Consider the following 11846-nt stretch of genomic DNA (forward strand, 5'->3'; position numbering starts at 1 on the left):
CTCTTGCTCTACTCACCCCTCTTTTTTACTGTCCACAATAATCAACAATACTTTCAAAATCCTCTTCTCTATTAATATAAAGAATTCTGGCTCCCTGTATTACTAATTAATATCAGAGTAACTATTTTGAGACTTAAGCTTGCTCTCAATTTCAATGAATTTAAGACTTATAAATAAATTTAATTAAAAAATCCCAACCTAGGTTGGGATTTAAAAATGACTAAAGATTCTACCGCACTTTATGCTTTGCTTACTTCAAAACGTTCAAATGCCAATACTTTTTTCTCTAATTTACGTAGCAATAAAGTCGCAATACCCGTAATAATTAAATAGATGCCTCCCGCAATGCCGTAAATTGTCAGTGCATCATATTCTGTACCATAAAGTTGGCGAGCATAGCCCATAATGTCCATAATTGTAATAGTGGAGGCTAATGCCGTGCCTTTAAATACCAAAATAATTTCGTTACTGTAAGACGGCAAAGCACGTTTTAAGGCATAAGGAATTAAAATTTTTAAAGTTTGTATGCGGTTTAATCCTAATGCTGCACAACTTTCCCATTGTCCTTTTGGAATGGCTTTCACTGCACCATGAAATAATTGTGTGGAGTAGGCTGCACTGTTTAGCGCTAAAGCTAATGCTGCACAGAACCAGGCATTGGATAAGAGATACCATAATGGGCTGTCAATAATCCACTGAAATTGGCCCGGCCCCGCATAAATTAAAAAGAACTGAACTAACAGTGGCGTGCCAGTGAATAAAGTAAGGTATAAATTAATCGCTCTTTTTACCCATTTATTTTCCATTGAAAGTAAAAAAGTGAGAAATAATGCCAAACAGAAGGCAATCAGTAATGATACGACTGTAAGCAACAAACTCGTTGGAATCCCTTGTGCGATCACGCTTAAATATTCTTGAAACATTATTTCACGCCCCTTTCAAAACGAGTAAAACGTAGCTCTAATTTTCGAATACCAACTTGGCTAATTAATGTTACCGCTAAATAAATTAACGCAGCAATACCGTACCAAGTAAAGGGTTGATGTGTATTGGTATTAATCAGATCCGCTTGGCGCATCAAATCGTCCACACCAATCAATGAAACCAATGCTGTATCTTTTAGTAATACAAGCCATTGATTGCTTAAACCTGGTAAGGCATGACGCCATACTTGTGGCATGACAATGTGGATGAACGTATAACTTTTGCTTAAGCCTAACGCCGCACCAGACTCCCATTGACCTTTCGGAATAGCTTGAATTGCGCCGCGTAATGTTTGTGAAGCATAAGCTGCAAAAATGAGAGAAAGCGCAAATACACCGCAGCCAAATGCCCCAAATTCAATGTATTCTCCTGTTAGCATTTCTACTAATTCAGTGGAACCAAAATATACGAGTAATACAACGAGAATTTCAGGTAAGCCACGCAATAAGGCAATGAATACTGCCGTTGGTTTTCCAACAAAACGATTTGCTTCAAGTACGACAAAAATTAGGCTTAAAAATAACCCTAGGATTAATGAACAGACCGCAAGCCCTAAAGTCATTAGGGCTGCGGTAAACATTAAAGAAAGAAAATCAGAACTCATAGATTATTTTGTCATCCATTTATCATAGATTTTTTGGTATTCACCATTTGCTTTAATTGCAGCTAAACCTTTGTTTAATTGCTCCGCTAATTCTTTATTTGATTTATGCATTGCAATGCCTAAACCATTACCAAAATATTTTTTATTTGCTACCTTTTCGCCTACAAATTGCATTTCTGGTTCTTTGCTAATCATATCTGCAAGTACTGCGGTATCACCAAAAATCATATCAATTCTACCGCTCTTTAAGTCTAAAATTGCGCTCTGTAAGCTAGCATAAGCCTTAGTTGTATATTGTTTGGTTTCTGCTACTGTGTATTGTTGGAATGTGGTTCCATTTTGAACGCCAACATTTTTTGCACTTTCTAACGTTGCTTTTCCTTTAAGGGTTACATAGCTTGCAGTGCTATCGTAATATGCATCAGAGAATAAAACCTGTTTTGCTCTTGCATCGGTAATATCAATAGCGGAAATGGATGCATCAAAGCGTTTTGCTTTTAAATTTGGAATTAATGCATCAAAAGCTTCGCCTTTGAATTTACAGGTTGCTTGGATTTCTTTACAAATTGCATTCGCCACATCGACATCAAAACCAATAATCTCGCCTTTTTCATTTGTGGTTTCAAATGGTGGATAGCTAGGTTCCATTGCAAAAGTAAGCTCTTGTGCGCTTGCTGTTACGGATGCGCCGAATAAAATTGCAGTTAATAATGTTTTTTTCATAATAAAATCCTTATTCTCTAGTGAGAAAGATATTGTTTAAATTGTTCAGTTTTCGGGTTTTCAAAACAATCTGCCGAGCCTATTTCGACAATTTTTCCCTGTTCCATATATACTACTTTCGTTGCTACTTTTTGTGCAACATTGACTTCGTGGGTCACAATCACCTGAGTAATGCCGGTTTCTTGTAATTCTTTAATAATATCTACAACTTGTGCCGTAATTTCAGGATCCAATGCAGCCGTTGGTTCATCAAATAGTAGAACTTGTGGCTTCATCATCAGTGCGCGGGCTATTGCAACACGTTGTTGCTGACCGCCTGATAAGTGTAATGGAAAGCGATCTGCAAATTGTTCTAAACGTAAACGTTTTAACAACTCCATTGCATCTGCTTTGGCTTCATTTTCACTTACGCCACGCACTTTCATTGGCGCTTCAATTAAGTTTTCAATAACAGTTAAGTGCGGCCAAAGGTGATATTGTTGAAATACCATTCCTACATCTTGGCGTAATTGTCGGATTGCTTTGGGATTTGCCATTGCATTGGATAAATTAAAATCATTATTTGCAATACTTAATTCGCCAGATTTTGGTACTTCTAATAAATTTAATGTGCGAATCAATGTGCTTTTACCTGCGCCACTTGGGCCAAGCAATACAACGGTATCACCCTCATTAGCTTCAAGATTAATATCAAATAATGCTTGAGATGAACCGTAAAAGAAATTTAGATTTTTAACACGAATAGTCATTTCAATTTTCTCGTCTTTTAAGATGAAAAAATATTACATTTTTATGAATAATTATGCAAGTGGTGTGAATAAAAAATCCCAAAAAAATTTGGGATTTTAGAAATTCGATTGAAATCAACCGCACTTTAAGCTTCTTTAGCCATTTCAAACTCAATTAACATCATTAAAATATGAATGACTTTGATATGGATTTCTTGAATACGATCTGCATAACGGAAATGTGGTACACGGATTTCAACATCTGCTAATCCAGCCATTTTTCCGCCGTCTTTACCTGTCATCGCAATAACTTTCATGCCTTTTGCTTTTGCAGCTTCAATGGCGTTTAAAATGTTTTTTGAATTGCCAGAGGTTGATAAACCGAATAACACATCACCTTTTTGACCCACCGCTTCAACATAGCGTGAAAAGACATATTCATAACCAAAATCATTACTTACACAGCTTAAATGACTTACATCTGAAATCGCAATAGCGGGGTAGCCAGGACGATTTTCACGATAACGACCCGTTAATTCTTCTGCAAAATGCATCGCATCACAGTGCGAACCGCCATTACCACAAGAAAGCACTTTGCCTCCTTGTTTGAAGCTATTTGAAATTAATAATGCGGCTTCTTGAATTAATTTAATGTTATTTTCATCAGAAATAAATTTGTTTAACACATCTTGTGCTTCCACAAGTTCTGCTTTGATTTGCTCTAAATACATTGATTGCTCCTTGTTGGGAATAAAATCGCGATGGCATTGTATAGCAGATAAACATTCTTCGCTAGCGTAAATAAAAATTCATCTTTTCCCGATGAAGTGATGATTTTTTGCGATTTAGATCGTAATAGTGAATTTGCGTGCTTTTAGATTATTTCAGATACACTTATTCTGAGGAAAATGAACAGTACTAAAATTTACAAAAATATCATGAAATTTTACTGCACTTTATTACTTTTCTTCGTGAGTTCTTTTACTTTGTCTAGCCCAGATTTAATGCTTCTTCATACTTACGATAATCAATCAATAGAAGGTTGGGTCATGTCTGAAAAATTAGATGGTGTACGAGGTTATTGGGATGGAAAGCAATTATTAACCAGGCAGGGGCAACATTTATCTCCTCCAGCCTATTTCATTAAAGATTTTCCGCCTTTTGCGATTGATGGTGAACTATTTAGTGAGCAGAATCATTTTGAGGAAATTTCATCAATCACAAAATCCTTTAAAGGCGATGGTTGGGAAAAACTTAAATTATATGTTTTTGATGTCCCTGATGCAGAAGGCAATTTATTTGAGCGTTTAGCTAAATTGAAAACGTATTTACTTGAACATCCAACAACTTATATTGAAATTATTGAACAAATTCCAGTGAGAGATAAAGCGCATTTATATGAGTTTCTTAATCAAATAGAATCTTTGAAGGGGGAAGGCGTCGTTGTTCGAGATCCTAATGCACCTTACGAACGAAAACGTAGCAATCGGATTTTAAAATTAAAAACGACTCAAGATGAAGAATGTACGGTCATTGCACACCATAAAGGCAAAGGACAATTTGAAAATATGATGGGCGCTTTAACCTGTAAAAATCATCGGGGAGAATTTAAAATCGGTTCGGGTTTTAATTTAAGCGAACGAGAAAATCCCCCTCCGATAGGATCTGTGATTACTTATAAATATCGAGGTCTCACGAGTCGTGGAAAACCTCGATTTGCAACCTATTGGAGAGAGAAAAAATGAGCCTATTTATAAATCTGACAAAATGAATTTAATCAATATGGAAACAAGCGATTAATTTGCCATCAGTATATTGTTCCAAGTGCGGTTGATTTTCACGACATTTTTCTGTCGCTTTCCAACAACGAGGATTAAATGCACAGCCTTTAGGTGGATTAATCGGACTTGGCAATTCGCCCGTTAGCTTTATACGTTCACGGCGCAAGTTTGGTGACAAACGTGGCGTTGCTGAAAGTAACGCTTTGGTATAAGGATGTTGAGGATTAGAGAAAATTTGTTCTGTTGTTCCTTTTTCGACACAACGACCTAGATACATTACCATCACTTCATCAGCGATATGTTCTACCACAGAAAGATCGTGTGAAATGAACACGTAAGACAAGCCTAATTCATCTTGTAAATCCATCATTAAATTGAGTACTTGCGCACGCACGGAAACATCCAATGCAGAAACAGGTTCATCGGCAACAACAACATCGGGATCTAACATTAAACCACGAGCGATGGCGATACGCTGACGTTGTCCGCCAGAGAACATGTGAGGATAACGATCATAAAATTCAGCACGCAACCCTACTTTTTCCATCATTGATAAAACTGTTTCTCGACGTTCTTTGGCAGAAAGTTTTGTATTGATGATCAATGGTTCTTCCAAAATTGAACCAATTTTTTTACGTGGATTTAATGACGCATAAGGATTTTGGAAAACTATTTGAATTTTTTTACGACGTAGCGCCTTTGTTTCGGAATCATTTTCTAAAAAATTGTGCCCTTTGTAATACAATTCGCCTTCGGTTGGTTGTTCAATCATGGTTAGCAAACGCCCTAGCGTTGATTTTCCACAACCTGACTCCCCCACGATAGCTAAAGTTTTACCTCGTTTAAGCTGAAAAGAGACACCATCTAACGCTTTTACTTGCTGTGGTTTTGCAAACAAGCCTTTTCTTACAGGGTAATATTTTTTTAAGCCAATCGCATTTAATAATGGCGTATTTTCTTTTACTTCATTCGTCATTATTAAGCTCCTTGATATTCAACAGGATTGCCTTGCTCGTTCAGCGGAGTATGGCATTTTACTTTACGTGAACCGATCTGATGTAATAGAGGTTCGACTTGGCGGCAATATTCAGTGGCATAAGGACAGCGAGGATTTAATAAGCAGCCTGTTGGGCGATCGTATTTTCCAGGTACCACACCTTGTAACGACGCTAAGCGAGATTTTCCTTCTGCAAATTCAGGTAATGAACGTAACAAGGCCTGAGTGTAAGGATGTTTTGGCTCGCGGAAAATATCTTTTGCGGTGCCTTCTTCAACGATTTGTCCCGCATACATCACGATAATTCGATCTGCAGCTTCAGCAACAAGCGCAAGATCATGGGTAATCAAAATCAGTGACATGCATTCTTTTTTCTGCAATTCGAGTAAGAGCTCCATAATTTGTGCTTGAATGGTTACGTCCAATGCAGTAGTTGGCTCGTCAGCAATCAATAATTTAGGTCTGCAAGCTATTGCCATCGCAATCATCACACGCTGACTCATTCCGCCAGAAAGCTGATGGGGATAAACATCAATCCGAGATTCAGGATCAGGAATACCGACCAATCTTAAAAGCTCTAAAGTGCGGTCTTTTCTTGCCTTTTTTGTACCGCCTTCATGAGTTTTTAACGCTTCCATAATTTGGAAACCCACAGTATAAGCTGGATTCAAGCTTGTCATTGGATCTTGGAAAATCATCGCAACATCAGCACCAATAAGCTGGCGTTTAGCTTTACTCTCTAAAGTGAGTAAATTTGTGTTTTCAAATTGCAAGTATTCTGCAGATACACGTCCTGGATGATCAATTAGCCCCATAATTGCGAGAGAACTCACAGATTTACCTGACCCCGATTCTCCCACAATGCCAAGCACTTCACCTTGTGCGACTTGATAGCTGATGCGATCCACTGCTTTAAATGGCGTATTTTTATCGCCAAAGTGAACAGAAAGTTCTTTTACGTCTAATAATGCCATTCTGTTTTCCTATTGTTTGAGTTTCGGATCAAGTGCATCACGCAAGCCATCACCCATTAAGTTAAAGGCGAGCACTAAAGATAAAATAACTAAGCCAGGAATTGTAACCAACCAGTTTGCTGCTTGCATAAAACCACGTGCTTCTGAAAGCATTGTGCCAAGCTCAGGTGTCGGTGGTTTTGCTCCAATGCCTAAGAAACCAAGTGTTGCGAGTTCTAAGATTGCATTAGAAATCCCCATCGTCATTTGCACAATCAAGGGTGCTAAACAGTTGGGTAAAATCACAATAAACATGAGGCGAAGAACACCTGCGCCAGCGACTTTAGAGGAGGTGACATAATCACGATTTTTTTCATTCATCACCGCTGCTCGAGTTAAACGCACATAGCTAGGAATTGATACAACGGCGATCGCTAAAGTGGCATTGGCGAGTGATGGCTCTAAAATAGAGACGACTACAATCGTCAAGAGTAAGTTTGGAATCGCGAGCATAATATCAATTAGGCGAATAATAATTGTATCTAGCACACCGCCATAATAGCCAGAAATCAAGCCAAGGCTAGTACCAAAGGCGCAGGATAGCAATACGATAACAAATCCCGCAAAGACAGAAATTCGCGTTCCGTAAATGATGCGAGAAAGGATATCTCGCCCAATATCATCTGTGCCGAGTAAATAGGCCGGATTGCCTCCTTCATACCAAGAGGGAGGAAGTAAAAGTGCGGTACGATTTTGTTCTGTTGGATCAAAAGGCGCAATATAAGGTGCGAAAATGCTGATTAAGGCAACAATCACAATAAAGGTTAAACCGATTAGCGCGCCTCGGTTTTGTTTGAAGTAAAACCAAAATTCTTGTAAGGGCGTTTTCGGCGCGAAAGTTGAAGGCGTGCCAGACATAATCTCTCCCACAATTAATGACGGATACGCGGATTGACCACGCCGTAAAGTAAATCGACGGTTAAATTCACCACAATAATAATTGTCGCAATAATCAGTACAGAACCTTGTAATACCGGATAATCGCGCGCTTGAATCGCATCAATAATCCATTTTCCAATTCCCGGCCATGAAAAAATGGTTTCTGTGAGTACGGCACCGGAAAGCAATTGACCAATGATTAATCCGACCACAGTGACAACAGGAATTAACGCATTACGCAATGCATGAACAATGACGATTCGAGTATAACTTAGGCCTTTTGCTTTTGCCGTGCGAATGTAATCTTCGCCTAATACTTCCAACATCGCAGAGCGTGTCATACGAGTAATAATAGCCAAAGGAACTGTGCCTAGGACGATTGCAGGAAGAATTAATGATTTAACTGCATTTTCGAAGGCGCCTGGCATACCAGAAAGCCAGCTGTCAATGAGCATAAATCCTGTTGGTGTATCGATCCAAAATTCATTATCTAAACGTCCGCCTTGCGGTAAACCGAGTTGTGGTGAAACGTATAAAATTAAAATCAATCCCCACCAGAAAATTGGCATAGAATAACCTGTGAGCGATGCAGCTGTAACCGTGTGAGAAATCCAACTATCTTTTTTTACTGCTGCAATCGTCCCTAAAATCACCCCGCCTAATAACGACCAAAATAACGCAAAAAATGCTAATTCAGCTGTGGCAGGGAAAAGTGTAAAAAATTCAGTAAGAACAGATTGTTGAGTGCGGAATGATGCCCCAAAATCACCTTGTAGCACTTTAGCAATATAATGAAAATATTGTTCATGCAAAGGAAGATCTAATCCTAATTGATGCATCATTTGTTGATGTATTTCAGGTGTTAAGCCACGTTCCCCCATCATTATCTCAACTGGATCGCCAGGAATAAAATGCACAAGGGCAAAAGTGATAAAAGTAATGGCAATAAAGGTTGGAATTACCATTAAGATACGCTTGAAGAAAAATTTAAACATTCAATCACTCAAATACAAAAAAAGTGCAGTTAAAATTCACCGCACTTTTCAAAGAAATTAATCGGTAGAAGTAAAACTCTCTTGGATTCTACCGCACTTTTTCCAGTTTTGCCAAATGTGCAATGAGCCATTTAATGCCTTGCGCTTGGAAGGCAATTTGGAGGCGAGTATTGTTATCTGATCCTTCGACATTAATGACGGTGCCAAAACCGAATTTTTCATGTTTGACTTTTTGACCCATTTTCCATTCATTTTCGACCGCACTTGTATTAGACAATGAACCGACTTTTGCTAGATTCATTGCGCGCGTGACAGTTCCTCGTAAACGAATTTCTTGGATACATTCTCTAGGTAATTCGGCGATAAAACGTGATGGTAAATGGCGTTCTTCTTTGGCATATAATCGACGGCTTTCCGCATAAGAGATGGTCAGTTTTTTCTTCGCGCGAGTAATACCGACGTAAGCTAAACGACGTTCTTCTTCTAAACGCCCAGGTTCTTCAAAAGAACGGAAACTTGGGAATAAACCTTCTTCTACGCCAACCATAAATACACGAGGAAATTCCAAGCCTTTAGCGGAGTGTAATGTCATCATTTCTACACAAGATTGATGCGGAGAGGCTTGTTCTTCACCAGCTTCTAAAGAGGCGTGAGTTAAAAAGGCGGTAAGCTCAGTCATATCTTCTGCATCATCAGGTTTGATGAATTCACGGGTTGCGGTAACCAATTCTTCCAAGTTTTCAATACGGACTTCGCCTTTTTCACCTTTTTCTTGTTTATACATTTCATATAAACCCGAATGTTTAATCACAAAATCAGTTTGTGCGAAAAGCGGCATTTCTGCGGTATCACGTTGTAGTGAATTAATTAATTCTTGGAAACGCAATAATGCTGTTGAGGCTCGCCCTGCCAACATATTTTCTTGTGTCCCGATTTGTACTGCTTGCCATAAGGTAATTTGACGTTCGCGTGTTAAGTTGCGCAATATATCTAAAGTGCGGTCACCAATACCACGGGTTGGCGTATTAATTACACGCTCAAAAGCAGCATCATCTTGACGATTATTAATTAAACGAAGATAGGCTAAAGCATCTTTAATTTCTTGACGTTCGAAGAAACGCATACCGCCATAAATACGATATGGAATTTGACAACGAATTAAGGCTTCTTCAATAACGCGTGATTGGCTATTACTACGATAAAGTACAGCACAATCATCAAGTTTTCCACCATGTTCTACCCAATCCTGAATTTGTGAAGCAACGAATTTTGCTTCGTCCAATTCATTAAAAGCGGCATAGATGCCAACCGGATCGCCTTTTTCACCCTCTGTCCATAAATTTTTACCAAGACGATCACTATTGTTTGCAATTAATTCATTTGCGCTGTTTAGGATATTGGCGGTAGAACGATAGTTTTGTTCAAGGCGAATTGTTTCGGCTTTGAAATCTTTCAAGAATTTTTGAATATTTTCGATTTGTGCGCCACGCCAGCCATAAATAGATTGATCATCATCGCCCACGATCATGACTTTGCCAGTTTCTCCCGCGAGAATTTTGATCCATTTATATTGGATTTTATTGGTGTCTTGAAATTCATCCACCAAAATATGCTGAAAACGTTGTTGATAACGTTGCAAAATTAATGGTTTTTTCTCAAATAATTCATAGGCCCGAATTAATAATTCAGCAAAATCGACCAATCCTGCGCGATCGCAGGTGTCTTGATAGATCTTATAGATTTTAATCCATTCACGCTCCTGACGATCATTAAAATCTTCAATATCGTTTGGGCGCAAGCCTTCATCTTTTTTGTTATTGATGTACCAACAAGCCTGTTTAGGAGGAAAAGCTTTTTCATCAAAATTATGTAATTTTAATAACCGTTTAATTAAACGAAGTTGATCTTCTGAATCCAAAATTTGGAAATCTTGTGGCAATCCTACATCTAAATGATGAGCTCGCAATAAACGATGGGCAATGCTGTGAAAGGTTCCAATCCACATACCAAATAATTGATGTTGGGCGTGTTTGGCAAGTGTTGCTTGAATACGATGACGCATTTCTGCTGCCGCTTTATTGGTAAACGTCACCGCCATAATACTGCCTTCAGAAATATTTTCTACCGCAATTAACCAAGCGATGCGGTGCGTCAATACACGCGTTTTACCAGAGCCTGCACCAGCTAGCACTAAGTGATTACCTAGAGGAGCAGCTACGGCTTCGCGTTGTTTATCGTTAAGTCCGTCAAGTAATTCAGAAATATCCATAACAATTAAACTGTTCAAATTTACAGTTATTATAATCCTATTTCTCTTTTGAAACAATAAGATTTGTAGGTATATCAAAAGTGGGGTAAAACATTTTCGAATAATATTAAGCAGGATTATCTATATCCTTAAACTCAACATCAAAACCATATGCTTTAGAAAGCCATTCTCCTAATATTTTTATACCATAGCGTTCTGTTGCGTGATGACCCGCGGCAAAAAAATGAATGCCCTGTTCACGTGCAGAATGAATAGTTTGCTCAGATACTTCACCTGTAACAAATGCATCACAGCCTTGCGCAGCAGCAAGATCAATATAACCTTGTCCTCCTCCTGTACAAATTCCTACTTTTCGAATCAGGCACGGACCATTTTCAATACAAATTAATGGCTTTCTATTCAAAACTTTTTCTATTTTCTCTGCAAATTCTTCTCCCGTCATAGGGGATCGCAATTCCCCCCAAACAGGAATGCTCATCGGCGGCTTTTCTAGTGGGTGTAACTGTTCAATACCAAGTAATTCTGCTAACTGGGCGTTATTTCCTAATTCAGAATGAATATCTAATGGTAAATGATAGCTATATAAATTTATATCATTCACAAGCAAACTTTTTATTCGTTTACCTTTCATTCCTCGAATACAAGGATTTTCGCTTTTCCAAAAATAGCCATGATGAACAATAATAGCATCAGCATCTTGCTCAATGGCATAATTAATCAATGCTTGACTTGCTGTAACTCCTGTAATGATTTTATGAACATTTGCTTTGCCTTCTACTTGCAAACCATTTGGCGCATAGTCAGTGATTTTTTCAGAATTAAGTTTTAGGTTAAGAAGTTGCTCAAGTTCAATGTTATTCATAATTAATATAA

Annotated in this window: 12 protein-coding genes; 1 reads left to right on the forward strand and 11 read right to left on the reverse strand. The window is 38.2% G+C overall.

Annotation, left to right across the window (positions count from 1 at the left end; genetic code table 11):
• Positions 1-239 precede the first annotated feature (239 nt).
• The 5 genes from artM to lpcA form a co-directional block, all read right to left on the reverse strand.
• Positions 240-923 (reverse strand): arginine ABC transporter permease ArtM, encoded by a 684-nt coding sequence (artM, locus tag KP713_RS04905; RefSeq protein ID WP_048952865.1) that lies wholly within the window; start codon positions 921-923, stop codon positions 240-242.
• On the reverse strand, positions 923-1588 hold the full coding sequence (gene artQ, locus KP713_RS04910) for an arginine ABC transporter permease ArtQ (RefSeq protein ID WP_215770007.1): 666 nt from the start codon (positions 1586-1588) through the stop codon (positions 923-925). The genes artM and artQ overlap by 1 nt, the downstream gene beginning before the upstream one ends.
• 3 nt (positions 1589-1591) lie before the next feature.
• On the reverse strand, positions 1592-2311 hold the full coding sequence (locus KP713_RS04915; protein ID WP_046950422.1) for a lysine/arginine/ornithine ABC transporter substrate-binding protein: 720 nt from the start codon (positions 2309-2311) through the stop codon (positions 1592-1594).
• Positions 2312-2328: 17 nt separating this feature from the next.
• Positions 2329-3060, reverse strand: coding sequence for an arginine ABC transporter ATP-binding protein ArtP (gene artP, locus KP713_RS04920; protein WP_048952863.1), 732 nt, complete (start codon positions 3058-3060; stop codon positions 2329-2331).
• 125 nt (positions 3061-3185) lie between these two features.
• A complete protein-coding gene (gene lpcA / locus KP713_RS04925) occupies positions 3186-3770 on the reverse strand; it encodes a D-sedoheptulose 7-phosphate isomerase (protein ID WP_065265332.1) in 585 nt (194 codons plus the stop codon).
• Between the two features lie 207 nt (positions 3771-3977).
• Between lpcA and KP713_RS04930 the strand changes: the two genes are divergently transcribed.
• Complete coding sequence (locus KP713_RS04930; protein WP_111407609.1) at positions 3978-4784, forward strand: DNA ligase; 807 nt, start codon at positions 3978-3980, stop codon at positions 4782-4784.
• A gap of 28 nt (positions 4785-4812) precedes the next feature.
• On the opposite strand, the gene KP713_RS04935 is transcribed toward KP713_RS04930, so the two are convergent.
• From KP713_RS04935 to KP713_RS04960, 6 genes are all read right to left on the reverse strand, one after another.
• Complete coding sequence (locus KP713_RS04935; protein WP_111407610.1) at positions 4813-5796, reverse strand: peptide ABC transporter ATP-binding protein; 984 nt, start codon at positions 5794-5796, stop codon at positions 4813-4815.
• A 2-nt stretch (positions 5797-5798) separates the two neighbouring features.
• Positions 5799-6791 (reverse strand): dipeptide ABC transporter ATP-binding protein, encoded by a 993-nt coding sequence (dppD, locus tag KP713_RS04940; protein WP_140526574.1) that lies wholly within the window; start codon positions 6789-6791, stop codon positions 5799-5801.
• A gap of 9 nt (positions 6792-6800) precedes the next feature.
• A complete protein-coding gene (locus tag KP713_RS04945; protein ID WP_106014009.1) occupies positions 6801-7688 on the reverse strand; it encodes an ABC transporter permease subunit in 888 nt (295 codons plus the stop codon).
• A 14-nt stretch (positions 7689-7702) separates the two neighbouring features.
• Positions 7703-8704, reverse strand: a complete 1002-nt coding sequence (locus KP713_RS04950) for an ABC transporter permease subunit (protein ID WP_164994225.1) — start codon at positions 8702-8704, stop codon at positions 7703-7705.
• An 88-nt stretch (positions 8705-8792) separates the two neighbouring features.
• Positions 8793-10973 (reverse strand): DNA helicase II, encoded by a 2181-nt coding sequence (gene uvrD, locus KP713_RS04955; protein ID WP_140523419.1) that lies wholly within the window; start codon positions 10971-10973, stop codon positions 8793-8795.
• A 106-nt stretch (positions 10974-11079) separates the two neighbouring features.
• Positions 11080-11835 carry a Nif3-like dinuclear metal center hexameric protein gene (locus tag KP713_RS04960; protein WP_106014007.1) on the reverse strand — a complete coding sequence of 252 codons (756 nt, stop codon included), beginning with the start codon at positions 11833-11835 and terminating at the stop codon, positions 11080-11082.
• Positions 11836-11846 lie beyond the last annotated feature (11 nt).

Source organism: Haemophilus sp. SZY H36 (assembly GCF_018829625.1).
Classification (GTDB): Bacteria; Pseudomonadota; Gammaproteobacteria; order Enterobacterales; family Pasteurellaceae; genus Haemophilus; species Haemophilus haemolyticus_K.

Coding starts and splice junctions, on each gene's coding strand:
- artM (WP_048952865.1), bottom strand. CDS start 923: ATGTTTCAAGAATATTTAAGCGTGATCGCACAAGGGATTCCAACGAGT.
- artQ (WP_215770007.1), bottom strand. CDS start 1,588: ATGAGTTCTGATTTTCTTTCTTTAATGTTTACCGCAGCCCTAATGACT.
- KP713_RS04915 (WP_046950422.1), bottom strand. CDS start 2,311: ATGAAAAAAACATTATTAACTGCAATTTTATTCGGCGCATCCGTAACA.
- artP (WP_048952863.1), bottom strand. CDS start 3,060: ATGACTATTCGTGTTAAAAATCTAAATTTCTTTTACGGTTCATCTCAA.
- lpcA (WP_065265332.1), bottom strand. CDS start 3,770: ATGTATTTAGAGCAAATCAAAGCAGAACTTGTGGAAGCACAAGATGTG.
- KP713_RS04930 (WP_111407609.1), top strand. CDS start 3,978: ATGAAATTTTACTGCACTTTATTACTTTTCTTCGTGAGTTCTTTTACT.
- KP713_RS04935 (WP_111407610.1), bottom strand. CDS start 5,796: ATGACGAATGAAGTAAAAGAAAATACGCCATTATTAAATGCGATTGGC.
- dppD (WP_140526574.1), bottom strand. CDS start 6,791: ATGGCATTATTAGACGTAAAAGAACTTTCTGTTCACTTTGGCGATAAA.
- KP713_RS04945 (WP_106014009.1), bottom strand. CDS start 7,688: ATGTCTGGCACGCCTTCAACTTTCGCGCCGAAAACGCCCTTACAAGAA.
- KP713_RS04950 (WP_164994225.1), bottom strand. CDS start 8,704: ATGTTTAAATTTTTCTTCAAGCGTATCTTAATGGTAATTCCAACCTTT.
- uvrD (WP_140523419.1), bottom strand. CDS start 10,973: ATGGATATTTCTGAATTACTTGACGGACTTAACGATAAACAACGCGAA.
- KP713_RS04960 (WP_106014007.1), bottom strand. CDS start 11,835: ATGAATAACATTGAACTTGAGCAACTTCTTAACCTAAAACTTAATTCT.